The sequence below is a fragment of the Clostridium sp. AF29-8BH genome, assembly GCF_003478145.1.
GTDB lineage: Bacteria > Bacillota > Clostridia > Lachnospirales > Lachnospiraceae > Otoolea > Otoolea fessa.
The window spans coordinates 30,279-53,659 of the sequence record NZ_QUEL01000018.1; the positions used below are offsets into that span (position 1 = coordinate 30,279).

Genomic DNA, 23,381 nt, shown 5'->3' on the forward strand with positions numbered 1-23,381 from the left:
GCACCAAGCCATCATTTCTTACTAACAAGCCCAGTGACAATCGCAATCATGGCGGCCAAAAACAAAGCGGCCGCAAGCGAACCCGCAAGCAAAGTTCCTACCACAAGTGCAACCGCGATAACCGCACACCACTTCATAATCTTTAAAGGGAATCCGACAAAAAGCATATAAATCGCTTTGATAACAAACAATATCGGTTCAAGCCACCACCCAACAATTAGCCAATAAAAGCATCCCATAATATTGCCCCCTTTGCACTGATCATAGCACATAAGGGGCATTTTGGGAATATCTTTAAGTAAAGCTAAAGCCATTTCGTTTAGACCTGCTATTAATTCCACTGACAAGCTCACGCCCATCAAGACTGATAGACATATTTTTATCCGCTGTTTCTCTAGTGTTGTCAGCGATCTGTGACAGGTAAGGAGCAAGCACTTCCGATACTGCACTCTTAACGCCCGATGCGATTCCAGCTACAATCTGTTCGTTATTCGCTACCGCAGTTTTTCCATTGGCAAATTCTCCGACCATCTCATTATGATTAGCGAAAAACATTCCATCCTCCGGGAATCCTCCGGTGGCGTATTTTGGGATGCTGACAGCTTCAATCGAATGAAACGAAATCTTTCTAACCGTGCTGTCTCCCTCTTCCATTTCTCGGATAGAGTCATTATAATCCTCAATAAGGTCGTTGACGCTCTTCGTGATTCGGCTCATGGCGGTATTCATCGCACTAATTAGACCATTAATAATTGTCTTGACTTGTTCAGCAATACCTTTGAAGCCTTCATACATACCCTCTTTCATTTGAGTGCCATAGCCAGACCATTTTTCTTTCGCGAAGTTTGGTTCAACGTCTGTTTTGAGCCATGCTGCAATATCCGTCTGCCATTGCTTCTGGAACTCATCCCACTTACTCTTGAGAGAATTTCTTATATGTTCTCCCTGTTCAGTCCACTTAGCTACCGTAAAATATGGTTTTACATTGGATTCGAACCACGAATTAATCTTCGTTTTCCATTGGGCTACAAACTCATCAAACTTCATAACAAGCCCGGACTTCATGCCGTCTGTCGCAGTTGTCCACTTTGCCGCAGTAAACCACGGGGCAACACCTGAGCTAAAGAAATTCGGCATCGCCGTTCCTTGCCACCACGATGTAACTTCATTCCACTTTGTCTGAAAGCCTCCAACTATCCCGGCAAACATATTCGCCCATGTGCTCTCATTAACAGATGATGCGATCGCCGAAACCCATGTCTCGATTGCACTTACAGAACTCTGAGTATTATTCACAATACCATTATTGAATCCTTCGATGACCCACTGTCCGTATTCCTCTGCCTTTTTGGACGGAGAACCAAAGTTAAGCGCACTATCATGAATGTTGGTGTCAATGCTATCCATCCATTGTTCGATGCTGCTTTTTGTACTGTCCGCATTGTTAGTGATACCATTATTAAATCCTTCGACAGTATCCTTTCCATACTTTTCAGTATCTACCGCTTCTGTAGCACCTTTCAGAGCATCGTCAAGAATAGTTTGCCAATCAGTTTTGAGCGTTTCTGTCGTTCCAGGCAACGCCTTTTCCGCATACAGCGGCACTTCATCGAACAGAGCGGAAATCATTTTCTCTGCTGCTCCACTAGCCCATCCAGCGCCGTCAATTCCTAATTGTTCAAGTCCGCTTTCGATCGTGCTCGACATAGGATCGATGGTGCTTGCTTTTACAGAATTAACATAATTGTAAATATAAGCATCCTCATCGTTACCCCATTTGAGCCACTTTTCGATAGAAGACATCTCAGACCAGTTTTGCTGTGCGTCACTAATTGAATTACTAATCACATCAAGAAGCTGTAGTTGAATAAGATCGGTCTGCTCCTTGACTTTTCCAGCCGCATCCTGATTCGCAGCTTCAATCGCTCCTGGCAGTGCCGTTTTCAATGCTTCATAATTCTGCTCGTCTCCTGCATCTTTCGCAGCATTCACAATACCTTGAAGGGCATCACTTGATTTCTGCTGAGTTTCTTCGGCTTTCGTGAACAGAGATTCCAGATCGCTATTGATTGAATCCACATCTAAGGCATTGCCATTGATATATTTCGACCAATCAATCGGGTTTCCTGAAATATATGTGTCAAAGTCCCCCATAGATTTTGTCAGTTCATCCGTCACTCCAAGCAATCCAGCAAGTTCACTTTGTGCTTCAGTCATTCGTGGGTTTGTCGGATCGGTTGATGCATAATTGCTGATTTCATCGACCAACGCTTGAATCTTCTGCTGAGCCTCAGAGCTGAACCCTGTTACCCGTTCCTTATACGCTTCAATGTCAAGTCCAGCAGCCTCGAATGCTTTTGATGCTTCGCTACCATCCGAAAACGTTGTAAATACAAGGGTTTCATACTCCTGAAACCGTAGCTTTGCCGCGTCAACTAAATCTTGATAGGCCGCTTTAAGCTGCGCAACACCATCTTCCGTTCCTAATACGCCCGCATTCATGCTCGTCTGAATCTTATCAATTTCAGAAAGCACATTTTGAATCGGCACTTTAGAATTTTCGAAATCATTAATATGAGTGCTCACATTGTCAAATTCAGTGCCAATACTAGACAGCTGGTCCTTTACATCTTGAACGATAGTTTCAAACGGAGTGCCGCCTGGTTTTGTAAATGCATCTGCAATTGTTTGTCCCGCTCTTTCCGCGTCAAGCTCATTGAAAGCATTATTCACTCCCACAATAGCAGCTACAAGTGATGTTGCTCCCACAATAAGTGCTGTAAACGGATTAGATAACCCAATCAGTTTTAAGGCAGCCACGGCGATCGCAACACCGCCAGCTATTTTTCCGATAGATGCAACCAGATTATCACTGCCTAAAGCCAAATCATTAAATCCACTCTTGACAAGCAGGAAATCAGAAAGAATGCCTCCACCTCCAATAAGCGCTTTGCTCAATGTGGAAAGGCTTGCCGTAATAGTTGAAAATGCCGTTCTCACGCCGCCGGCCCAATCTCCGATTCTAATTCCATAGATCAAACTCTGGAATGCTGTTCCAAGGAGATTCACCGCATTGCTTACCGCCGGGAAAGACTGGGACAGACTCTGCGCCGCACTAGCATTCCCAAGGAACGCCTGTACAACTAAACCCATCGTGCTTTTAAAACCGTTCCATTTTTCTCCGAAAGAAGCAATGTCAATTGCTTTGAGTGCCTTATAAAAAGCTCCAATAATCGGAATAGCAACCACAAACGCCGAACTCAAATCAAGATTGGAAGCAAAATCTGTCAACGACTTAAAAACAGTTTTCCATTTAATTTTATTGATCGCTGTCGTAATGGCCTTTTTTATTCCATTTACCCACGCATTAATCCCTTTTGCCAGTTTTGCAGTATCAAAAGTAGCAAAAAACTGATTAACCGCAGTCGCAATTGCCGTTCCTATTTTGACCCAGTTAATTGTTTCTCCGAAATTCAGTGCTGTTTCCACTACGGCATTTAAAGCAGAGGCGAAAAGGCGACCGAATTCGGCCCAATTAATCGTATCAACAAGCCCGTTCAAACCATCTCCAAGGAACTTTCCTATAGAATCAAAGTGAGTAACATCAAGGAATGTATTGGCAAAGTCTACCGCTGTATTAATTGCTTCCCCAAGGGTTCTTCCGATAGTGTCCCCAAACCATCCGTTTCAACAAATCCATTGATGAACGTTCCAATGCAGGATGCTATTTTTCTGGCAGATTCCTGAATTCCTCTCCAGTCAATCGAATCAAGGCCATTCTTTACCCACTGTCCCACAGAAGCACCAAGCGCCGTAAAATCCCCCATGTCCCAATACTTCTTGATTTCATCAGCAAGTTTTTTATATTTGCTTTCAATCTCAACCGTATCGAACATATCGGCGCCGCTCGTTCCGCCGCCGCCTCCTCCGCCGCCGGATCCTTTATCTGGCTCAACAACATTCAGCTCGTCAATGCCAAGAGTATGTGTCCGTAAATTATCCGCTGCCTTAGCAGCTCCCCCGAGACTGGATGCATAGTTGTCAGTAAGCTTCTTAGCCTTAATCCATGTGCCATGCCCCGTAAGTGCCGATAATAACTGGTTAATTGCATTCGCCGCATTTATACACAGCTGGATGATCGTATTTAATGCCGGAGCAAGTGCATTTAGGAGCGGCGATGCAGCAGCCGCTACAGAATTCTTTAACTGATTCACAGAATTAACCAGTAACGATACACTTGAATTTGTCTGATTGCTATACTGCACTAAATTGTTTATTCCATAAACAAATGCCGCTTTAAGCTTCTGAACCAGCATATAAACTGTTCTGGCTCCTATTGCATAGCGAAGCAACGAGAGTATATTTTTCGAAATTGAGTTGTGGAAATTCTCAGCCGATTCCCCAACTTCTTTAAAGGAATTTGATAATTTACTGGTTATTGCACCGGAAAGCTTAGAAACCATCGGCAAAAGGGCACTGACTATAGCCTTCATCTTTTCAAATATCCCACTTTTGGTGGAACTTGATGATTTCTTAATCTCCTCGATCTTCTCCCGAAGTGCCTCTGCTTTTTTTTCGGCGAGAGCAATGTCCGTTTGCATTTTTACATAGGTCTTGTTATCCGGGCTTTCGGAAAACGTTCCCATAGTAACGCCATTCTCAAGCTTAACTCTTGCTTCTTCTACTTTATTTTCTGTCTTTTGGAGTTCTTTTTGCAATTCCTCAAGACTACTGGTATTAATCTCTGGGACAGTCAGTTTACTTAATTTTTCGGCAAGAGTCTCAAAACCGTTTGCCGTTTCTCGTATAGCATCACTGTTAAATAAGTCAGGGTTATTCAGTACATCTCCAGCACGCGCTCCATATTCTTCTACAGCTTGTGCGTATTCCCTTATATTTCGTGCACTTTCTCCAAACGTCTGCGCCATTGCTTCTGCGTTATATTGCATACTAGACGCTGGAATCATGGAAGATCTCACTTCTTCAGCGATGCTTTTATTGCTTTTGCTGCTTTCATGACCCATGCCAGTTATTGTTCCGGAAAAGACGTTCGGATCATGCGCCAGAACAGCTTTTACATTCGCTGCTTCTATTTCAGTTTTCTTTAATGACTCAAGTTTCCGCTTTAAGCTCTCAATTTGGTTTTCATAAATAACAACATTTTTAACCGCATTTTCAAACTGCTCTCCATCTGTTTTTCCAGACGCAATCAAGCTATCTTGTTTTAATTTTGCTTCTTCCAGCTTGTTAGAAAGCGATTCTATTTTCTTTTGAATTTTTTCAGCATCTCCAAAAAATTCAAAATCCTTACCCAAATCTTCAAATTGAGCCCTTATTTCAGACACAGTTTTTCTGAAATCTTCCTCAATAACCCGAAAGTTAGAGCTGATTTGCTTCCCGGTTTTTGAAGATTTCTTTCCTTGGCCGGCAGCACCAAAACTTTTATATAATTCCTGCACCTGTTTTCGGAAATCTTCTAAACCTGAATTATTTTTAATTGCAGAGATTCCCTGTGCTACTATTTCTAATTTTTTTATAAGGCCGTCTAATGCCTTTTCAGTATCTTTGGCAGTCGTTTCAATCGAGACTTCTAAGCTATCGACTTCTGACATATTACACCACCTTTTTTCCTACAAAAAAAAGCGTGTAGAGAACACTTCATTCTCCACACGCTCTAAACGCAGCTACTCTAAATCGTTAAAACACTCCTACATCTTGTGCCCCCGTTCCATCAGTTAAGTACAGCGCACATTCGTATGGATGGCCTGAACGTGGTTCAAAATAATACCATTTTCCGCTCTCTAATTCTTGCCACCCAGTTACCGCATATCCATCATCATTAAAATAATACTTGTGCTTGTTAATAACCTTCCAGCACGATTTTAAGTAGGTGGATTCCGTATCTGCATACCACCAACCGGTGCTGTCATGATACCAGCCCACAGTATATTTTTTGTTATCAACAATACTCCAATCCGGTCTACCATATCCATCAATCCGGCTATTGCTTAACGCATACGACTTTTCGCACACAGCACCTCCATTTGCCACAACTTCCGAGCCGTTACTGGTATTTCCTTCAATCGTGTAAACACGACCGCCAGAAACGCCTACCACAAGCCCTGTATGACAAATCCTTTGTGAGTTACGGAAGAAAATCTGATCCCCTCGTTGAGGATTCGATTTATGGTATTGCCCGCGATTCTTGTAATATTGAGAAGAAGTTGGAGTATATGCGCTAAACCCACCACACAGCAGCTGCTTGGCGGTTGTTTTCCCAAATGCCTGTACAAAGCACCAGTCAACAAACATATCGCACCACGGCTGACCTTGTAATGATGGATAAACATCTCTTGCATATTTGGTATAGTTTGCATCTCCGGCATTGATAGTTTTACTATCAAGCGCATCTGCACTTCGTTTTTCCAAATAGCCTACTTCGCTTTTGGCAATTTTTATAACACTTTCTACACCTGTCATAGTTACTCCCTTAATCCGGGCTTTCCGGTAATCCGGATTCTCGTAATAATTTTATTCGTTGCTTCATTTCGTAAATGGCGCATTCCTCATTTGATTCTTTATTGCCATTAGAAACTTCTGATTCAGACATTATAGGATGGGAAAAATACTTTAATTTTGCCTTACTTCCTGCCAGGCACTTTTCAAGTGCAATCAAAATGGCGCTAAGTCCATAATTTCCCCATTCTGTCCACGCCTCCGTATCCTTTATCTTTCGTTCTAGCTTATAGCTTTCTGCATATGGCTGTAAATCAGACGGGCAAGAATTATCTATATCATCTACAGATAACCCATACCCCTTTGACATCAGCAGCCAATACGGTCGGATCTCTTTGCTGTACAGTTCCCAGGTTAGTTCTCGCTCTCTCCTGCTTCCTCGATTTCCGTCGGTTCTGTTTTGCTCTTCTTGGTCTTTCTGTTTACCACCTTGGATAAAAAACCGTTGTCAAGCATCTCCTTCTGTAAGGTAGCAAAAAGGGTTTGCATATCCCCGCAATCGCTGTCAAAATAATCGTCCAGGAGATCGTATACCTTGTTCATTTTTTCAGCTTTCTGCGCCTCATTGTCTGGATCGTAGCCGAACTCATCTGCATGAAATTTCTGTAAACCAGCCAGAAGCATTTCCGGCAGGAAATCAAGCAATCTTTCAACTGACTCCATATCGGCTCCAATATCGCTCATCTGAATGATTTTTTTAAGAAGACCGCCACGTAAAGTTGCTTTGTATCCGTATTTAATATTTAACTCTCTATTTCCAAACTTAATTGTTTTCATAATCATATTCCTTTCTCTTGCTCGTGCAGAAAAAGGGGCTGTAAAGCCCCTTTGTTAATAAATATGTTCAGCTTCTGATGTGACCGTGCTATCATAACCAGTCTCCCCGGCCATTAAAGACTGGCTGTCTATTTTTTTGCCAGTGTAATGGATTCAAGGTTTCCGTCATCATCCTCCTGTGTCGTAACAGTATATTCGTCCTCAATCCACTTCGGCACAGTTTGTACCGATACCGTTGCTGTACCTGTTAAATGATCGTCAGATGCCTCGCCCGGTGCAAAAGTCTCTTGTCCGATAAAGCCCAGAATACCTTCTGAACCTTTTCCATCAGTACCATACAGAATGAGGAAATCAAGCTTTTTGCCCTCATTCGTTACCATTTCATCTTTGTATTTTTTCTCAAATGCTCCCTCAATCTCCATCGATCCAGCCGAACGTCTGCCCAGCTCCTGAGTTTCAACCAGATCCTCGAGAGTCGATGTATCTACCATATTCTGAGAACCAAACGGAGACGGAATAGTTTTTGCACGTATAAGTAATTTATACGTACCGGTCCAGTATTCACCTTTCGTTGGGCTTGAAGACGGTGTTTTGTATGCAATCCTCGATTTTAAACCTGTAGCCATGTTTAATACCTCCTAATTTTTAGTAAAAAAATAAGAGCATTTCTGCTCTTTATTGTCTGTTATAATATGTCATTGTGGCTGATAACCCTTCGTACTCTTGCAGTGCTTCGATACGTATCACCGGTGCCGCTGAATTCCGGCATAGCAGTAATTTTAAAACACATCTTTTTAAACTCTTCAAGGACTATTGCCATAACCTTATTCGCATCACTCTGACCCGTATTTGTAATCACATCAATCTGTATAGTTTCTTGGACGGCATTGATCATTATCCCTTCAAGGTCCGGATGTTTTTCTAGTCCAGGAAGTTCATGCATGTATACTGTGGGAAAAATTGCTTTAGAAGTATTCTTTTCAATATCTGTAATATAGATATTCGGATATTTGCTTTTCAGCTTTTCTCCAGCTCTATATTTCACAATCGAAAAAATCTTCTTTTCCAATTCATACGCCCATTGATTTACACTTATCATGAATTAAACACCTCCCTTGCAGTTTCAAGGATAATTTCTCTTAATTCATTCGCTGTGTTGTACATAAACGGTCTACTAGGCATACCCTTTGTAATATGCAGCTTTCCGTCTTTTCCGATGTACGTCCAGTAATACTCACCGGTTTTAACAAACACGCTGCCATGTACCACAATATCCGAAAGAGCCTGTCTGATGGTCTGCCCGGAATTGTAATTCCACGTAATACCATCTGGAAATTCATACGGATAAGGCTTGTCATGCCCTCCTGTCCTGTACCAAATTCAACGAACATAGCGTGATTAGTGCCAGCTACAACCGCCCATACATTACCGCCCTTGTCTTCTGAATGAATGCTCTCCAAAAGTTCTTCGGTAAACACTGCATCAAGACCAATAATCTGTGCTTTTGCGATTTCTACGCCCTTTTTAGCCAGCCTTTTTGTCAACAGCAAGCATTTATTCTCCAAGTCTTTTTTGTAGTCCTCTAGAGCCTTCTGAGCGGCTTTCACTGAGCTTACAGACAGTGACATCTTGATAACATGTTTTGCCATCACTTCACCACTTTCTGTAAAAGGAACAGATCGACTGTCAGCCCTTCATCCGCCACACCCTTAACCGTGTAATCAGCTGTTAAAGGGTCCACGTTCCCATCGGAATCGTATCCCACGTCAGACCTTTTCCATACCACATCGCCAGCCTTAATCGGCAAATAACCTTTATCCGTGACGATCTGTACATATGTGCTGGAATCATCAATTCCAAACTCTTTAACCATCACTTCACTCAGCTTGTTGCTGATGTTTGCCCGGAAATCAACTGGTTCAGAGAAACCGATAGTTTCATCAGCAATCATCGGGATCTTGTGCCCATCACTATCCATGTAATACTTGATATTTCCATCATCATCACGCTCATAGACAGTGATTCTTTGTCCATGTTTGGAATACTTCATTTTCTGCTTGTTGATGTCTAACATATCGGCTCACTTTCAAAAAATTATTGTTTAATCTGTTTATAAATCTGATTTACTCCGGTGCTTGCCAGACCGCTTACAATGCCAACTGCCACAGCCGTCATAATGTCATTGGCTGGGAACTCCGGCATGACATACATGCCTACGGCACCAAGAACACCACCAAAAGCTCCAACAATCACTGGAATGTAGTTATCCTTAACTGCCGGAATGATCTTCGCTCCAAGCCCAATCAGATAGCAGATAACCACTATTGCAAGCGATGTTCCAATCTGTGTAATATCCATTACTGTTTCCCTCCGTTTCTCAAATGTAGCTGTTGAATTTCATGATACATTTTAGTAATCATGCCATTTCCACCAAGCGCATGGTACGCATTATACATTTCTTCGAAATTTTCAAATGCGTAGGATGGGATTTCTCCCTCTTTCACGTACTTATCATGATATTCTATCAGCTGGACACGAAGCAAAAGCATTGTTCCTTTGCTATTCGCGCCCCTGTCGCGCTTCTGCTGCTGTAAAAGCCAGACAATATAGCCAAGAAATATAGGCAACGCAATCATGTAAGTTTGTAATAAAAGCTCTTTCATTTTGGAACTCCTGACTTTTATAATTGTACACCGCCCACCACCACTTTTTTGTGTACTCCCTGCATCATCTTGTTGACATCAACAAAACGATACGCACAATCTTCTAACACCATAGATTTCGATGGGTTTAAAGCACTTTTATAAATGGGAATACCCCAGCTAAGAGGCTGTCTCTATCTCTCCAACTTCGTTGAGTCCCATTTTCTGTATAATTTGACATGAATGCTTCTCCCGCCTGTGAGCGGTCATACACAGCAAGGTTTACAATTACACTTTCAAACTTTTTCAGGTCAACCTCTATCTGCTCATCGGTGTAATTATCAGGATACATCCTCCTGCTGATGACATCTTCTCTAGCCTGCTTAATAAGCTGCTCCAAGAGCACATTATCTTCTTTCTCGTCAAATACTGTCACATCCGACCCTGAGCTGTCGTCAATATGGAATTGTTTCAGCCGAATCTTTACTTGTTCCAGAACTGTATATTCCATGAGTCGCCCCCCATCATAAATAGAGTAATGCTATAATTTGCTCTTTGAGTTCGTTCCCATTCAAGGATGTCGCTCCTTCAATGCCTAACTGCTCTGCAAGCGCACGCAGTTGAGCAACCGGCATACGCATTATCTCTGTTTTGGTGTATGCAGGAGTTTCAAACGGAAGCTCTGACGATCCAGTCTGTTCTGAATCGTCATTCTCAGTTTGAGATTCCGGAAGCTGTTCTCCGGCATGATACCATTTTCCATTACGCTTTACTGTAAATTCAGCAACCATGCCAATCCTCCTTTATCTACGCATTAACTTTCATAACAACTACACTATCCATTCCCTCAAAGGTCGGAAGACCAATCATAGATACGATACAGTGAGTGTTAATCGGATGCTGCGTAGCATAGGTATATACAGCAACACCAGTCTCTACGATGGACAGATTGCCATCTGTTAAACTGCCGCTTCTCTCTTCCGGCGTGCGCCCAAACACGTAATCTCCAAGATATACTCCGGCAGAAGTACAGGAAACAATGCCTGTCGGAATAAAGTATTTAGTGGTATTGTCTGCCGGATCGATATAAAGCTTGTCGTAGATTTCAATTTCAATACCATAACCGCGAAGATAATCAGTAACCTGAGACTGCTGTAAACGGATTCCACCAGTATATGCAGTAATACCAAGCACCTGTTTCTTGGTGTCCTCAGCTTTAAGAACCATTTCCCAAGTCTCGGTATTCATGGTAAATCTGGTAAGGGAATATCCGGTCTTTTTAGCAAAGGTACGTCTTTCCTCAATCAGATCGTCCAGCGGAGTAGCAGTTGCAGAAGCGGACCACTTATCAGTTTCGCTGCCAGAAATATCAACGAAGTGATTAGTCTTGTGCTCTGCTCCGTTATCAGATGTATAGTCAATGTAGTAATCACTGGAACCAATGGTTACCTTAACTCTCGGAATACCATCTTCCGGTGCCAGTAACTGCCAGATCTGTCTCTCTGGTACAACCCTTGCACCCTCAATCAGCATCATAGGCTTCTTACTGATCTCTCTCAGTACCTGATTTGCCATAGTGGAGTTTTCAGCAGACTGATAGTTTGCATACTCCTGTTCCTCTTTCTCAGTTACCATGTAGGACTCTCTGTAGAACGGCATCTGATTCTGGATATCAGAGAACCCACCAACATCTCTCAACTCTGCCTGAGCATCGAAATTAGATGCCTTTAGAGATACCGGAAGCCCTTTTTTTCCCTTGATGAATCTCAGATCAAGGAGTCCTGTTTTCTTGTTCCAAATTTCTGTCTGCCAAGGTACGGCGGAGTACCAAGGGTTTTCTCATAGTTATTCCATAACACGCCAAGACTTCTGGCGGTAAATGCTTCACTTAATGGTAATGCCATGTATTAATACCTCCTATAGTTACGCCTGTGTCAGCTTTTCTGCGCCGTAAAAAGTTACTCTTGGGGTAGCTTTTCTTGCTTTTTCTGTAATGGAAAGGCTCTTAACCTTTTCCCAATCGATAGTGCCCTGGTATACGTATGTACCCGGTGCATCGCCTTGAGTAACATCAACATCCTCAAGCAGATAACCCAGGCAAGAGTCATCATTAGACGGGAACGGTGTACCAGCCGGTACAATCTTCATCCCATTTCCATCAGCCGCAGGTTTCATTGTCTGCGGGACTAAACAAGCCGCACCTTCATAAGGGAAAAACTTTAAGATTCCCTTGCTTTGAGTCCAATTTCTTTCAATAGGTTTCCCCATAACCAAACCTCCTTAAAGTACGTAGTAGTTTTGTGCCTTTGCGTCTGTTGCTGTATTGCCAAAAGAGATACTTTCAGCATTCTTCACATCATCCGGCTTTTCATCTTTATCCTTTCCATCGGCTCCAGCACCGTTCGGATTTGCCTGTCCATTTGCAATTTCCTGTTCTTTTGCCTGGGCTGAAGCAGCTTCCTTTGCAGAGATAATCTTTCCAAGTTCGGCATAATCCATCGTGCCATCATCCTTGATAACGGTTTTAGCCTGATCCGCAGAGATATTGAAGTTACTCATAGCAGCTTCACGTTGCCCTCTGATGGCATTTTCTTTTTCCAGCTCAGCAATGCGATTATTCGCCGCCTCTACAGCTTTGTTCGCCTTTTCCAGCTCAGTCATGTTTCCAGCTTCCAACTCATCAATCTTTGCCTGTAGCTGATCCGCTTTATCAGCCTTTTCCTTATACTGGGTTGCTTTGGCTTTTTCTCTAGCCATCTCTGAATTACTCTGATTCAGAATGTTAGTGATCTGGTCATCGGTTGCATCCGGAAAAAATTTTAAGATTTGTTCTCTTGTCATAATTACCTCCATATACTCACGCTTTTGTTACCGCAGGTTGCTCCTGCTGAGTTCTGCTGTTTACCGCACAGCTGCAATTTTTTATAAGAAAAAAGCAACCCCTTTTGGGATTGCTCAATCTTTCGTGTATCTGAGGGAACATCGGCAGTTCACTATTTCCTCTGGTTCAGCCCCTAATGATGTATCTTTAGGGAACATCATTTCGGAATCACCAACAAGGAAGTGGTCGAATATCCCTATTTTTGTGTCATCCACCTGCACATGCGTATGGCGGACCCGATTATCTTTCATAGTCAGCCACTGTTTGTACTTGTAGCCTTGCTTTACCATCTCGACTTGTTCCCGATAGTTGCCAATGGAATTTGCTTCATTCGCGGCTATGGCTTTTGCTCTTTCATCAGATAGATAATAGTCAACTTCCTTATTGTTAAGTGTCGTATCCACTATCGACATGGTTATCTCTGCCGCATAATCAGTAATGTATGCCGGGATCTCTTTTACTCCCATATATTTTGCGGCTATCTGACAATACTTTTCATCAGCCATCCGATAATACTCTTCCAGTGTCCAGGTTTCTGCGGCCAGAGCAAGGAACAGCCAAACAAGATACTCTTCAAACTCATAAGCAAGTTTAATCCTGTCCTGCTTTTCCTTTTCGGATATTTCCATTTCGCCGAAATACTGTTCATATGAAACTATATTTAACTCATCATTTTTGAGCTTTGCCATTTTTTTACCTAGATAATAGTATTTTCTTTAAACCACATTCTTAATCCAGTCTTTTTAGGAAGTGCTCCGCTTGCACTCATCTCTAATGGATAAACATCTTCTCCCGGGTATATTTTGCTAGAAGGATGCAATCCATCATAAATCAATTGCTTTTGTGGAAACAATTTGCCTACAAGCATATCATTTACGATTTCCATCATCTATTCTCCCTGCTGATACCATGTTTTAGATGTAGATTCATAGACGTAAACCTTATTTGTATCTGTAGCAAGAGCCGCACTTCCGCTTGAAAGATTGTCATAAGTAGGGAGTTTGTCTAAGTCCTTGCTTAAAAACGCATATTTTCTTTTATTTCCATTTTTTTGAATGCATCTTACACTTCCCAAATCGGGCACTTCCACGCCCGGCTCGTAGGTGTAGCCATCTTGCATCACTGCATACCCATATTTCATCTCTTAGCACTCCTCCTTTATGTATTATCAGGAAAGTCGTTGTCCTGCATTCGGTTTACGATTTCCTGTGCTTTTCTTTCTTGCTCTTCTGCATCATCGATAGTCTTCCACAAATTATCAAGATATGATTTAGACAGCAGGAATGTCTTTTCTGCGTCTCCCCACAGTCCAACAGTTTTGATTGCGATAAGCGGATGGATTCCACATTGCAGAAGCTGTAACAAAGTCTGTGATTTCGTATACATGTTATCCTGTGGGCTATGGTTAATCTGCACATCGAAGTCTCTAACAGATAGCTTTAAATCATTCCCAGATATTCGCAGGGTGTTCAGAACCGCTACAGCAAGACGCTTTTCTGATGATTTCACAAGAGAATCTTTCAGTTTTGCTCTTGTTTTAGAAAAATCCCATCCATTTCTAAGCTCAACAGCTCCCTGCGTATCTCCGCCTGTGTTGCTTTGCTTCGTAGGGATTGCAAGAACGGACAATGCATTGTCCCACAAATCATCTTTGGAAATCTGGCACTGCGTCTGATCTAACTCTTGAGTCATTACATCCACTTCAGACTTATAGTCTTTATTGATAGATTTCACGACCAGTGCACCAGCTTGCTTCATCTTTTCAAAAGCTTCTGTGTCAACTTCGCAGTTTACAAATTTTATCCAGCTTTGAACAAATTGCTCAACACCATCCATTCTATTCGACTGCATGTTATTGATAGCATCTAGCAAATCAATAACAAGCTCAATGTCAGAAAGGCGTTCATGATTGTTGGGATACTCAATAATCGGAATTCCACCATATGTATGAAGTTTCGCTTCAGTCACTTTACTATCAACGATTTTAAAGGACATTGTGTCGGAAAAAGCCATCTTATAGTATCTTCCATCTTCATCCTTCAATTCCTGCACCGCCAGAACCGGTTCTTCTGTGTTCCGGTTGTAAATCACAAACGTGTTTAGTGGGCTTGGAACAACTATCCTAAATGGGATGTCTCCATCCACAATACGCTGAATCGCTTTAAAAGACGTTCCTGTGGCAGACTGCCATTCCCCACCCTTAATATCTTTGTCCTGTTTATTGGCATCAACCAGGTAATCATTCAGTTCATCTACTGCCTTATTTATTTTTTCATCATCCTTGCGGCTGATAAATTGAACCGGCTCCCCATAAGTTTGGCCCACCTTAAACTGGACAATTTCATATGCATGATTTTCTTCGATTTTATTGCAAATATCATCCCGAATGAGTTTTTCACGATACTTAATCGGTTGATCCCCTTTGTAATATCTCCATAGATAACGAATAATCGGCTTGTTATAATTGAATACGCCAATGCAATTTCCAATAACCTTAACAACATTATCAACCGTTATTTTCTCAACATCTGTATATGCGACTTTTCGTCCATATGCACCTAGGACCAAGTCCTGGAACTTCATCGTGTTTCTCAAATAATCCATCATTATACACCTTTACTCGACGTCAATTTCGCTCTTAAGCTTTTCAGACTCTTTTATATGCCCTATACACTTCATGTTGTCAGCCTCATCGGTTGTCACGTGCTGCATGACGGTCAAGAGCAAATCGTTTATAACTTTTGCTTGCAACTCTATAATGGTTTGTTGCACGTCAAATACTTCACTTATATCCATATCCAATTAGGTAAGAGAATCTACTACCTCGCTTACTACTTCCTGCAAATTTGAAAGCTTTGGAACCTGTTCTTTTTTGTATGTGCCACTAATAATTAGGCTGACCCATATTTTTACCAATTGACTATTTTTATCAAACATTAGTTATCCTCCATTTCTTACACGCCATTTGTCATAGAAGACATCAGGATGGTAAGCTCTGCTATTGCCATGTTATTATCCGTTTTGGCCTGTTTTACTCCGCTTCAAGTTCGGAAATTTTGGCAGCCTGCTGTTCCTCTTTTGTCATAGGTATCATTGGCTCCCATTTTTCCCATTCATCGATCCGATTATCAATGTTAGATTCGACTTCGCCCTGTGTTAAAGCAGTTCTGAAAAATATTTCATCATACACATACTCTTCAGAACCATCATCCAAATCCGATTTTTGCTTGGTGATATTTTTTCTGATCCAAACATCTGAATAACCATCCGAACGGGCCGTGTACTGGATTTCCTGCGGTTTCTCCGCAGCATGTGCTTTTGTAATCATCCCATTGTCTCCTTTCATCGTTGATTTTGTCTTGTCTTGCTCTATCATATGCTGAGATAACGGCTCTGGCTTTGGCAGATACCTTATCCAGCTTCAGGCTCTTTCGGATTCCGAAAGAGTTGCTGTGCTTAAATTTGCCCTTAAAAGACATTACCTTACGGGCTTCTGCAAGGGTTAACTCCTCGCCCCGACCTATCTTAGCCTTGACCCTCAAAAGTGCTCGCCTGTGGCGCTTAAATGTTCTGCGGCGTATTGTAAGGTGATCGCAGTATATTCTGTAGCCCATCATGTCGATATCTCTGCCGTGATGCTCTCCATCCGGACCGATGTAGTCTGTCTCGTACACTCTCCAAGTCGGTTTGATGGTCAGCCCTAAGCAGGACTCCATGTAGCCCGCAAGCAATCGCATAGCCTGCTCCAGGTCTTTGATGGATGAGCCCAACAAAAGAACATCATCCATAAACCATATCTCGTGATGTACGAGCCTTACGGATGTGACCCCTCCACTTCTTTTTCTCCTTGCCTTGCGGAGCTCGGAGACGTATCTGTATGCCTGCGATAAATAATAATTGCATGCAAACTGGCTAAAATAAGAGCCGATTGACAGCCCTTCTGGGAATGAATCAATCAGCTCATGTATCAGCCAAAGCAATTTTTTATTTTTCACATCACGGGCAAACAGGGCCTTTATCTTGTCATGCGGTATGGACGGATAGCATTTCCTTACATCTCCTTTGACCCAGTACCGGCAGTTTTTCTTGTCAACCCGGATCCACTCCTTGACTCGCTTTGCTCCACGCTCCTGGCCTCTGCCTCGGATGGATGCCATCTGATACGGGCCAATCTTGGCCATAAACATATCTTTGCAGGCTTCTACGGCGATGTAATCAAAGATTTGATGGATGGGCTTCTGGATGCCGATCCGTCTCCACTTTCCGCAAACATCGTCGTATTTATCCTTAAATTCAATCGGTGGAAGGTCTAGTCTCTCATCGATTAGCCTTTTTTGTACGTCCTCTGCAATCTTGTGCACACAGTCCAGGAGCCAGCTATATTCGCCGATTCTTACCATCTTTCGGATCTGCTGATAGGTAAATGTCGTATAGTGAGCAAAGAAACGCTGCACATCTCTTCTGGACTTCTTATTCTCCATCCAGAGATATATGCAGCGCTCAATAAAGCCTATATCTGTGATATCGACGTTTTGACAGTAACGTCTCATAGTTAACCTTTCTGATCTCAAGGGCTTTCGGTTTTACTACTAACCCCCTGGCATGTCCCATTCGCCATGCCGTCAGGATGTTTCCATCCCGATGCCGTCTCGATCAATTTCGGGATTTCTCCCAGGATGCCTTTCGGCATGTCTGTTGCGGGGCGCTGCAAGATGCAATCACAACATGCGATCAAATGTTTTTCAGAATTGCGACACAGGTAGTTCCACCACCTCCTGCCCAGCCTGTTGTTCAGATTCACGCACCGGAGGCCCGTATTCGACCAATTGTTCAGATTGCCGAACCAGAGGCAAGAGGATCAAACCCTGACGAGTAGGCACCTTGCAGCCCTTGATATCTATCTAATTTTTTTATTTTTTTATTTGAGGGGCGATCCCCTCTCCGCAAAGCGGATTCACCCCCGTGTGGCTACGCCACGACGGAGACAGGAAAGGCGACACAGGCAGTCCCACCACCCCCTGCCCAGCCAGTTGAACAGACGCACGCACCGGAGGCCCGTACCCGACCAATTGACCAGAGAGCCGAACCAGAGGACTTCACGCAAGCCGGTACTTCTATTACCGGTATTGATACTGTCCGCAAAGCCGGTGCTGGATGTGGCCTTTGCCTCGATGGGGATCTGCAGCCAAGGCGCTTTCGGGTCGTAGCCCTCCTTGGAGATATAGTTCCATCCGTCCTGCAAGTTTGGTGTTGTGATGCCCATCTTTGCATAGTCATCCGTCAGACTGGTGGCAATCTTACGGGAGTCATTGACGATGTACGGGGTCTGACCGTATACGTCCGCCTCTGCATCATAGGTTCCGGACATGACAATATCTGCCAGGACGTAGTATCCGCCATGACCAAATTCTACACCGGACAGGATAAACGGCTCTTTTCTGGATTTGCAATCGCTGGGGCTTCCGTCCGATCCCTTTACATCGTCACAGGATCCGGACCACCAGTGCATGGTTGAGATGTAGACCGGAGACTCTAGGGTGTCGTTTAGCTTGACCCTGGCAGTGCTAAAGGTGGATGCAGCATCCACATAGACTGCACTGTTATTTGCATCATAGTCCTCGATTTTGAGGAGTTTTACATCGTCTGCATATGCATGCATCGACTGGTTACCTCGGTCGTTTGATATAGTTCCGTTCGAGATGGCTCCATAGCCAATAGAGACATAGGAGCCGACCAGAAGCTGCTTCGCATCCTCTTTCCGGATAATAATACGTCTCACGCCTTCCTCAACTACGGTTGCTGCATACTGACCACTGTAGCCCGTCATCCCGGCCATAATCAGTTCGGAGTTGTGATTAGCAAATTTCATATCAAACATCCACTGCGCCCAAGCCATGTCTGTGGTTGTCATGCCGCAGTACTGAGCGCCTTTCTTTGCAATCTCGGTAAGCTGCCCGTTGTGGGATACGTTTCTAATCAATGGTTTGCCGGAGATGGAGGATACTAAGCCATCTTTTCCGATTACACCCGGATACTTTGATTTAAAGTAAAAGCTTCTGACAGTTCCGTCCGGTCTGACACTATCCGGCCACGGCACGAGATCATCTACCTGGTGGTCTGCAAAGTCCCAACCTTCCTCTGTGTCAGTGTAAATGCGCTTATAGTACGGAGTCATGTATGCCATCCACACATCGCCATTGCTTCCGTCACGTGCAAAGCCGGGGGATCCTTTGACTGCCGTAATATGCGGCTCTCCTTCATCGTCGATGTATCCGTTGACCTCGATGCCGTTAAACATCAGGTCAGTGACCGGCTTGTCCGCGTAATCATTACGACCCTTTGCGGTGTTGGTTGATGTTTCAGCTACCATGTCTGCGTTATCCCCGCTCTTCGTACCAAGCGTAGACTGAGAGGTGGAAAACTGTGGGAATGTCACGCCTCCATGCCAGCCGGTACGATGCGCGTCGAACCAATTAGACCACGTCATAGCGTCAAGCTTGTCCACTTTTCTTTCATTTATCCAATTGACAGAGGCAGACAAGTCAGCCGTTCCACCAGGAAGTGTTTCACTTCCTATTTTCTTATCAATTTTATACAATGCCACCATGCTAGCAATCTTATTCGGATCTTCTGACACATCATCACCAACAGATTCAACTATTGTTTTAATAGCAACAGAATTATCCTTAATTCCATCTTCCATATGATTAAGATTCTCAGCTGTAATAGGAGTAGCAGTTGATGGCGCATTTTCCCATTTTTTAGCAGCATATTCCTTAACACTATCTAGTCTCATATTCCCTCCATTACAAAAAAGTCATGCCAGAAGAAGTGCTTCTTTTTGGCACAGGAGCTACTTTTATTTCTTCCGAATCTGTATAATAAATAACCCTTTTCCAACATTTTTCACAACGTGTTACAATTATGTTTGTTGTTGACTTCCCATCCCACATTCCGGTTCTTCGTTTACATATGGGACAATAAATGATCTTAGGTTCATGTTTCATAATTTTCCTCTTTCAACGCAAAAGAGGCACTGTCAAAAAATGACAATGCCTCTCGCCGGGTATTCGTGGATTTGAATTTTACAATCATATTATATAATACCTGTTTTTAGTTTACAATATGAATTATACTGCAATTTTATGAAATTTAATGCAAAAGATAAAGCTTTCCATACTTTTTTTCGAAATAATCTATCGCTTCGTCAATAAGATTAAAAACCTGACGGGTTGATTTATTAGTTTCCATTGAAATCGTTTTGATGTCCTTGTTCAAAATATATCTTTTTGCAATCACATCATATAAATCTGTATTCTCCAAACTTTCGATTTGTTGGATAATATCAACTCTCTTATCGACGAGTTTATCAACTTCACGTTCTAAGTCAGCTATTTTTATAAGATCAGCAAATGCCCTATCATTGCTTTTGGATGTTTGAACCCTTTCTCCGAAATTGTACCCTCTAGGTCCATATGCCATAATTCGCAACTCTGTCAATTCTTCCAGCTTATTTGATATTATAGTATCATATCTTCTAACCTGTGATAAATACTCCTTTGTTGTCATGCTCTCCTCCTAAACGGATTTACTGCCGCTTCCACTTTTGCCATCCTAGCTCCTTGCGTAACTCTTAATGCAAAGTTAGAAAAAACATCCGGCACATCATCCAACTGTTTTTTTCCTGATACAGAATACTGCTTCAGCAATGACATCATAATTCCATACGGTTCTTGCGGCTCATATAATGACGGATCCTTAAAAATAACATGTTGTAATATCCAGTTAGAACACTGGAAAATGCGTGCCTCTTTATTGCTTTCCGTAGGTGTATCTGTTATGTTGCAAATCCACCCTTTTTGTAAAACACGCTTATTAACTTCCATCGCGACCCTGTCTCCGCCCGCGTTCCGTTCAAATTCACATTCTTGGACTTCATTATTTACCAAAACATTTGCGGCATTCTCATATTGCAGCTCATAGTCAGCCGTGTTATCGCAAACACAATCGACACAATAATAATCATCTCCATATTTTTGTAAAACTGGGAGAACAAAGAAATCCGTTCCCTTTCCCTTTGTATCACATTGTCCCGTAACGATATCAGCCTTCCCATGCGGTAAATTCAGGTACCTCCTAATCTTATCATCCGGGAACAATAGACCTTCACGTTCTATAGGATCCTGCTTGTATAAGCAACGATATGATATAGGATCCATCAACCTTTCAATATCCTTGAAATCTTCTACTGTGTATCCGCCAAACTCATAATCAAAGTTGCTTTCTCCGCTTACAGGATCGATATCCGGAACCGAAATAACCTTTATATGTGGATTGCCTTCGTATGCACGTATAATCCGCCCAATGACATCTCTTACGCTCCATCTGGTCGCAATATGTATCTCCTTACACGGCTTTCCATCATTATCTGGTATTTTTCTTTGTCGAGCATCTACAGAATATTTACTCCATAGCTTATCAAGGTACAAAGGGTTCAATGCTTCCTCAATTCCACCGATCATATCATCAACCAGCAGATATTTATTCGCACGAACCTTACCGGCATTTTTACTTCCAACGGATGTACATTGTACAGATTGGAAAGGCTTATATTTTCCAACATTGAATTGCTGTATTGCTGCGTTTTGGGAAGTTACGCTCAGTCTCGGAAAAATTTCATTCCACGTATATTCTTCCGCATTCGTTACTATGTCGTAAACGCCATCATAATACATTCTTGTAATTTCACTACTGTGGGAATAAAACAAATTAAATCCACTTGAAAACCAGCCTATAACCAATGCATGAAAGAATTTCTCCACTGTAGTTTTTCCTGTTCCAGGTGGCAACGAAATGCAAAGAATGTTGTACTTATCATCTATCATGCCTTGAAGCGCATCTATCAGTCCAATTTTCATGAACTGTTTTTTTCTAGGCAAATAGAAACGTTCTTTCGGTTCCCGATTCTTCTCAAGGTATCTAAAAGCGCTGTCAACAACCTGATTCTGAGCTTCAGGAAGTAATACCGAATAGAATTTATCAATAATGTCATAATGCATATCATGTGCAAACGCAAATTTTTCTAAATCCCATACCGATCCGCCAGCTGTTTTTTGCACGAAACTTTCTATTAGCGTTTTTGCTCTTCCTGATATTTTCAACGCATTTTCGATGTCTTTTTCATTAAATGCCACCTGTGCAGCATCACAATAAGCGTATACCACACTTTCATCAAGTCCACGGTTTGAAATGTAGTTTTCATACGACCCGACTGTTTTTTGCAGACTTGTAGATAACATTAAACAGTTTTACACCTCACAGAAATTAGAGGCACTATGGATTTTTACGACTCTTTTTCTTGAATTTTTTTTTGAATAGATCCTTTGGGAGTGGCTGTCCTAACAGCACCATAGAAAAATATTTTGTAGTGGTAGGCCTAGATATCCCCAGATATTCTGATGCCTTATTAATAGACATTTTCCCATTGTAAAATTCCATATATGCTTCACAGAATCTTTTTTCACTTAATTTCGCTATCCAAAACACCTCCCGCTTGCAATGCATCAATTTCGAACTGTAAATATGTCTGTGCTTTCCGTAAATCTTCTATCGCATCATCCTTATAACCTGCACGCGATATGTACTTTACCGCACATCCAAGATTATAGTTTAAATCCCAGGACCTAATAACATCTTTTGGTTCTGGTTTCAGCCTTGTATAATGATTTGGATTGATTGTCTCCATAGACAGTCCTCCTTTTGAGCGATTCCAGCGCTGTAATTGCCATCTTCAAGAAGACAACTTTTACAGCCACCGGAACTTTTTATCTTCGCAGGGCATTTCGCTAGTCTCCTGCTAGTTGGGCGCTACCCAACCTCTTTCTCTGGGGAGGAGTTGAACCTCCAACGATATGAATGTTTGTTCACTGCTCTTCCAATTGAGCTACCAGAGAAACCACACCATTTTTTTAGTTTCGGAAAGGACAAAAAGTATGAAAATTGTAAGACTAAATCTTACAAATTGGGATTGCAGGAATCGAACCTGCGATACTCTGTTTATAAGACATAGCTTCTACCACTGAATTAAATCCCAATAGAACTCCACCGAACCTTGTGACGATCCTTTATTCAGCTTTCCGCTAGTGGAGTGAGGAGAAAAATGTCTTTTCGGGAATCACGTTCCCAACTGGGCCAGTTGGATTCGAACCAACGAATACAGGAGTCAAAGTCCTGTGCCTTAACCGCTTGGCCATGACCCAAAACAGGTGTTTCCACCTGCTTATTTCGCCGGGCCTGTCGCTTCCGGCTGCTTCGGATGCTCTAATGGTGCTTTGCTTTTTGCTACCAGCTCAGGATCCGTAGCCGGCCCCATGCCAACGCCGCGCTCTGAACCACCTTCGCCCTCACAATTGCATCTGGTATCCGGCTTTTCGTTTTTGTAGTGGTTTACATCATGAACTTTGTGTTTTTTACAATTCATTTTCAGAACCTCCTTTTTTATTGTCAATGTGCCTTAATTGGCACTTGAACATCTCTGTTATATTTTCTCTTTTCCCGTCAGCGCC

Annotated in this window: 30 protein-coding genes, 2 tRNA genes and 1 pseudogene; all 33 read right to left on the reverse strand. The window is 42.5% G+C overall.

The genetic code is table 11. The annotated features are described in order from the left end of the window. Window positions 1-11 precede the first annotated feature (11 nt). Entirely contained in the window at window positions 12-314 is a 303-nt protein-coding gene (locus tag DWZ16_RS10970) for a hypothetical protein (protein WP_118522815.1), read from the reverse strand. Beyond that, window positions 295-3,561 (reverse strand): hypothetical protein, encoded by a 3,267-nt coding sequence (locus DWZ16_RS10975; RefSeq protein WP_118522816.1) that lies wholly within the window; start codon window positions 3,559-3,561, stop codon window positions 295-297. Before DWZ16_RS10975 ends, DWZ16_RS10970 begins: the two co-directional genes overlap by 20 nt. Before the next feature lie 65 nt (window positions 3,562-3,626). After that, a complete protein-coding gene (locus tag DWZ16_RS10980; protein ID WP_118522817.1) occupies window positions 3,627-5,612 on the reverse strand; it encodes a hypothetical protein in 1,986 nt (661 codons plus the stop codon). Between the two features lie 85 nt (window positions 5,613-5,697). Beyond that, a complete protein-coding gene (locus DWZ16_RS10985) occupies window positions 5,698-6,480 on the reverse strand; it encodes a CHAP domain-containing protein (protein ID WP_118522818.1) in 783 nt (260 codons plus the stop codon). A 10-nt stretch (window positions 6,481-6,490) separates the two neighbouring features. Next, window positions 6,491-6,826 carry a hypothetical protein gene (locus DWZ16_RS10990; RefSeq protein WP_118522819.1) on the reverse strand — a complete coding sequence of 112 codons (336 nt, stop codon included), beginning with the start codon at window positions 6,824-6,826 and terminating at the stop codon, window positions 6,491-6,493. Window positions 6,827-6,870: 44 nt separating this feature from the next. Further along, window positions 6,871-7,293 (reverse strand): hypothetical protein, encoded by a 423-nt coding sequence (locus DWZ16_RS10995; protein WP_182427347.1) that lies wholly within the window; start codon window positions 7,291-7,293, stop codon window positions 6,871-6,873. A gap of 128 nt (window positions 7,294-7,421) precedes the next feature. Then, on the reverse strand, window positions 7,422-7,919 hold the full coding sequence (locus tag DWZ16_RS11000) for a hypothetical protein (protein WP_118522821.1): 498 nt from the start codon (window positions 7,917-7,919) through the stop codon (window positions 7,422-7,424). A gap of 59 nt (window positions 7,920-7,978) precedes the next feature. After that, window positions 7,979-8,392, reverse strand: coding sequence for a hypothetical protein (locus tag DWZ16_RS11005; RefSeq protein ID WP_118522822.1), 414 nt, complete (start codon window positions 8,390-8,392; stop codon window positions 7,979-7,981). Window positions 8,393-8,432: 40 nt separating this feature from the next. Beyond that, the gene (locus tag DWZ16_RS11010; RefSeq protein WP_118522823.1) at window positions 8,433-8,942 is read right to left on the reverse strand and encodes an HK97 gp10 family phage protein; all 510 of its coding nucleotides are present in this window, start codon (window positions 8,940-8,942) and stop codon (window positions 8,433-8,435) included. Further along, entirely contained in the window at window positions 8,942-9,367 is a 426-nt protein-coding gene (locus tag DWZ16_RS11015) for a hypothetical protein (RefSeq protein ID WP_118522824.1), read from the reverse strand. Before DWZ16_RS11015 ends, DWZ16_RS11010 begins: the two co-directional genes overlap by 1 nt. A gap of 20 nt (window positions 9,368-9,387) precedes the next feature. After that, complete coding sequence (locus DWZ16_RS11020; protein ID WP_118522825.1) at window positions 9,388-9,651, reverse strand: phage holin family protein; 264 nt, start codon at window positions 9,649-9,651, stop codon at window positions 9,388-9,390. Next, window positions 9,651-9,956 carry a hypothetical protein gene (locus DWZ16_RS11025; RefSeq protein ID WP_118522826.1) on the reverse strand — a complete coding sequence of 102 codons (306 nt, stop codon included), beginning with the start codon at window positions 9,954-9,956 and terminating at the stop codon, window positions 9,651-9,653. The genes DWZ16_RS11020 and DWZ16_RS11025 overlap by 1 nt, the downstream gene beginning before the upstream one ends. A 127-nt stretch (window positions 9,957-10,083) precedes the next feature. Further along, entirely contained in the window at window positions 10,084-10,446 is a 363-nt protein-coding gene (locus tag DWZ16_RS11030; RefSeq protein WP_118522827.1) for a hypothetical protein, read from the reverse strand. Between the two features lie 13 nt (window positions 10,447-10,459). Beyond that, window positions 10,460-10,726, reverse strand: a complete 267-nt coding sequence (locus DWZ16_RS11035; protein WP_118522828.1) for a Rho termination factor N-terminal domain-containing protein — start codon at window positions 10,724-10,726, stop codon at window positions 10,460-10,462. Between the two features lie 16 nt (window positions 10,727-10,742). Beyond that, window positions 10,743-11,735 (reverse strand): major capsid protein, encoded by a 993-nt coding sequence (locus DWZ16_RS11040; RefSeq protein WP_118522829.1) that lies wholly within the window; start codon window positions 11,733-11,735, stop codon window positions 10,743-10,745. Next, the gene (locus tag DWZ16_RS15530; protein ID WP_182427348.1) at window positions 11,702-11,839 is read right to left on the reverse strand and encodes a hypothetical protein; all 138 of its coding nucleotides are present in this window, start codon (window positions 11,837-11,839) and stop codon (window positions 11,702-11,704) included. The genes DWZ16_RS11040 and DWZ16_RS15530 overlap by 34 nt, the downstream gene beginning before the upstream one ends. Window positions 11,840-11,858: 19 nt before the next feature. After that, window positions 11,859-12,203, reverse strand: coding sequence for a hypothetical protein (locus DWZ16_RS11045; protein ID WP_118522830.1), 345 nt, complete (start codon window positions 12,201-12,203; stop codon window positions 11,859-11,861). 12 nt (window positions 12,204-12,215) lie between these two features. Further along, window positions 12,216-12,776: a hypothetical protein gene (locus DWZ16_RS11050; RefSeq protein WP_118522831.1), complete on the reverse strand. Its 561-nt coding sequence runs from the start codon at window positions 12,774-12,776 to the stop codon at window positions 12,216-12,218. A gap of 114 nt (window positions 12,777-12,890) precedes the next feature. Next, the gene (locus DWZ16_RS11055) at window positions 12,891-13,505 is read right to left on the reverse strand and encodes a phage minor head protein (protein ID WP_118522832.1); all 615 of its coding nucleotides are present in this window, start codon (window positions 13,503-13,505) and stop codon (window positions 12,891-12,893) included. 8 nt (window positions 13,506-13,513) lie between these two features. Next, entirely contained in the window at window positions 13,514-13,705 is a 192-nt protein-coding gene (locus DWZ16_RS11060) for a hypothetical protein (protein ID WP_118522833.1), read from the reverse strand. Next, window positions 13,706-13,957 (reverse strand): hypothetical protein, encoded by a 252-nt coding sequence (locus tag DWZ16_RS11065; protein ID WP_118522834.1) that lies wholly within the window; start codon window positions 13,955-13,957, stop codon window positions 13,706-13,708. A gap of 17 nt (window positions 13,958-13,974) precedes the next feature. Further along, window positions 13,975-15,420 (reverse strand): phage portal protein, encoded by a 1,446-nt coding sequence (locus DWZ16_RS11070; protein ID WP_118522835.1) that lies wholly within the window; start codon window positions 15,418-15,420, stop codon window positions 13,975-13,977. A gap of 198 nt (window positions 15,421-15,618) precedes the next feature. Next, window positions 15,619-15,753, reverse strand: a complete 135-nt coding sequence (locus tag DWZ16_RS16910) for a hypothetical protein (RefSeq protein WP_412694335.1) — start codon at window positions 15,751-15,753, stop codon at window positions 15,619-15,621. Between the two features lie 94 nt (window positions 15,754-15,847). Further along, complete coding sequence (locus DWZ16_RS15535; protein ID WP_118522837.1) at window positions 15,848-16,030, reverse strand: hypothetical protein; 183 nt, start codon at window positions 16,028-16,030, stop codon at window positions 15,848-15,850. Beyond that, on the reverse strand, window positions 16,023-17,366 hold the full coding sequence (locus DWZ16_RS11085) for an RNA-directed DNA polymerase (RefSeq protein ID WP_118522838.1): 1,344 nt from the start codon (window positions 17,364-17,366) through the stop codon (window positions 16,023-16,025). Before DWZ16_RS11085 ends, DWZ16_RS15535 begins: the two co-directional genes overlap by 8 nt. 404 nt (window positions 17,367-17,770) lie before the next feature. Beyond that, a complete protein-coding gene (locus DWZ16_RS11090) occupies window positions 17,771-19,612 on the reverse strand; it encodes a hypothetical protein (RefSeq protein ID WP_118522839.1) in 1,842 nt (613 codons plus the stop codon). Window positions 19,613-19,968: 356 nt separating this feature from the next. Next, window positions 19,969-20,385, reverse strand: coding sequence for a hypothetical protein (locus DWZ16_RS11095; RefSeq protein WP_118522840.1), 417 nt, complete (start codon window positions 20,383-20,385; stop codon window positions 19,969-19,971). Further along, entirely contained in the window at window positions 20,382-22,115 is a 1,734-nt protein-coding gene (locus tag DWZ16_RS11100) for a hypothetical protein (protein WP_118522841.1), read from the reverse strand. The genes DWZ16_RS11095 and DWZ16_RS11100 overlap by 4 nt, the downstream gene beginning before the upstream one ends. 221 nt (window positions 22,116-22,336) lie before the next feature. Beyond that, window positions 22,337-22,561: a DUF3310 domain-containing protein gene (locus DWZ16_RS11110; protein WP_118522843.1), complete on the reverse strand. Its 225-nt coding sequence runs from the start codon at window positions 22,559-22,561 to the stop codon at window positions 22,337-22,339. A gap of 135 nt (window positions 22,562-22,696) precedes the next feature. Further along, a pseudogene (locus tag DWZ16_RS11115) lies at window positions 22,697-22,769 on the reverse strand. 68 nt (window positions 22,770-22,837) lie between these two features. Further along, a tRNA-Ile gene (locus DWZ16_RS11120) sits at window positions 22,838-22,909 on the reverse strand. A gap of 93 nt (window positions 22,910-23,002) precedes the next feature. Continuing rightward, window positions 23,003-23,075: transfer RNA gene (locus DWZ16_RS11125), tRNA-Gln, on the reverse strand. A 20-nt stretch (window positions 23,076-23,095) separates the two neighbouring features. Next, a complete protein-coding gene (locus DWZ16_RS11130; RefSeq protein ID WP_118522844.1) occupies window positions 23,096-23,296 on the reverse strand; it encodes a hypothetical protein in 201 nt (66 codons plus the stop codon). Window positions 23,297-23,381 lie beyond the last annotated feature (85 nt).

Bases quoted from the DNA above. Each gene is read 5' to 3' on its own strand.
- DWZ16_RS10995 (WP_182427347.1), bottom strand. From the start codon at position 7,293: ATGAAAACAATTAAGTTTGGAAATAGAGAGTTAAATATTAAATACGGA.
- DWZ16_RS11100 (WP_118522841.1), bottom strand. From the start codon at position 22,115: ATGTTATCTACAAGTCTGCAAAAAACAGTCGGGTCGTATGAAAACTAC.
- DWZ16_RS11095 (WP_118522840.1), bottom strand. From the start codon at position 20,385: ATGACAACAAAGGAGTATTTATCACAGGTTAGAAGATATGATACTATA.
- DWZ16_RS11030 (WP_118522827.1), bottom strand. From the start codon at position 10,446: ATGGAATATACAGTTCTGGAACAAGTAAAGATTCGGCTGAAACAATTC.
- DWZ16_RS11010 (WP_118522823.1), bottom strand. From the start codon at position 8,942: ATGGCAAAACATGTTATCAAGATGTCACTGTCTGTAAGCTCAGTGAAA.
- DWZ16_RS11085 (WP_118522838.1), bottom strand. From the start codon at position 17,366: ATGAGACGTTACTGTCAAAACGTCGATATCACAGATATAGGCTTTATT.
- DWZ16_RS10990 (WP_118522819.1), bottom strand. From the start codon at position 6,826: ATGTCAAAGGGGTATGGGTTATCTGTAGATGATATAGATAATTCTTGC.
- DWZ16_RS10970 (WP_118522815.1), bottom strand. From the start codon at position 314: ATGGCTTTAGCTTTACTTAAAGATATTCCCAAAATGCCCCTTATGTGC.
- DWZ16_RS11035 (WP_118522828.1), bottom strand. From the start codon at position 10,726: ATGGTTGCTGAATTTACAGTAAAGCGTAATGGAAAATGGTATCATGCC.
- DWZ16_RS11055 (WP_118522832.1), bottom strand. From the start codon at position 13,505: ATGGCAAAGCTCAAAAATGATGAGTTAAATATAGTTTCATATGAACAG.
- DWZ16_RS16910 (WP_412694335.1), bottom strand. From the start codon at position 15,753: ATGTTTGATAAAAATAGTCAATTGGTAAAAATATGGGTCAGCCTAATT.
- DWZ16_RS15530 (WP_182427348.1), bottom strand. From the start codon at position 11,839: ATGGCATTACCATTAAGTGAAGCATTTACCGCCAGAAGTCTTGGCGTG.
- DWZ16_RS11090 (WP_118522839.1), bottom strand. From the start codon at position 19,612: ATGAGACTAGATAGTGTTAAGGAATATGCTGCTAAAAAATGGGAAAAT.
- DWZ16_RS11000 (WP_118522821.1), bottom strand. From the start codon at position 7,919: ATGGCTACAGGTTTAAAATCGAGGATTGCATACAAAACACCGTCTTCA.
- DWZ16_RS10985 (WP_118522818.1), bottom strand. From the start codon at position 6,480: ATGACAGGTGTAGAAAGTGTTATAAAAATTGCCAAAAGCGAAGTAGGC.
- DWZ16_RS11050 (WP_118522831.1), bottom strand. From the start codon at position 12,776: ATGACAAGAGAACAAATCTTAAAATTTTTTCCGGATGCAACCGATGAC.
- DWZ16_RS11070 (WP_118522835.1), bottom strand. From the start codon at position 15,420: ATGGATTATTTGAGAAACACGATGAAGTTCCAGGACTTGGTCCTAGGT.
- DWZ16_RS10980 (WP_118522817.1), bottom strand. From the start codon at position 5,612: ATGTCAGAAGTCGATAGCTTAGAAGTCTCGATTGAAACGACTGCCAAA.
- DWZ16_RS11065 (WP_118522834.1), bottom strand. From the start codon at position 13,957: ATGAAATATGGGTATGCAGTGATGCAAGATGGCTACACCTACGAGCCG.
- DWZ16_RS11005 (WP_118522822.1), bottom strand. From the start codon at position 8,392: ATGATAAGTGTAAATCAATGGGCGTATGAATTGGAAAAGAAGATTTTT.
- DWZ16_RS11045 (WP_118522830.1), bottom strand. From the start codon at position 12,203: ATGGGGAAACCTATTGAAAGAAATTGGACTCAAAGCAAGGGAATCTTA.
- DWZ16_RS11060 (WP_118522833.1), bottom strand. From the start codon at position 13,705: ATGATGGAAATCGTAAATGATATGCTTGTAGGCAAATTGTTTCCACAA.
- DWZ16_RS11110 (WP_118522843.1), bottom strand. From the start codon at position 22,561: ATGGAGACAATCAATCCAAATCATTATACAAGGCTGAAACCAGAACCA.
- DWZ16_RS11025 (WP_118522826.1), bottom strand. From the start codon at position 9,956: ATGAAAGAGCTTTTATTACAAACTTACATGATTGCGTTGCCTATATTT.
- DWZ16_RS11020 (WP_118522825.1), bottom strand. From the start codon at position 9,651: ATGGATATTACACAGATTGGAACATCGCTTGCAATAGTGGTTATCTGC.
- DWZ16_RS11015 (WP_118522824.1), bottom strand. From the start codon at position 9,367: ATGTTAGACATCAACAAGCAGAAAATGAAGTATTCCAAACATGGACAA.
- DWZ16_RS11130 (WP_118522844.1), bottom strand. From the start codon at position 23,296: ATGAATTGTAAAAAACACAAAGTTCATGATGTAAACCACTACAAAAAC.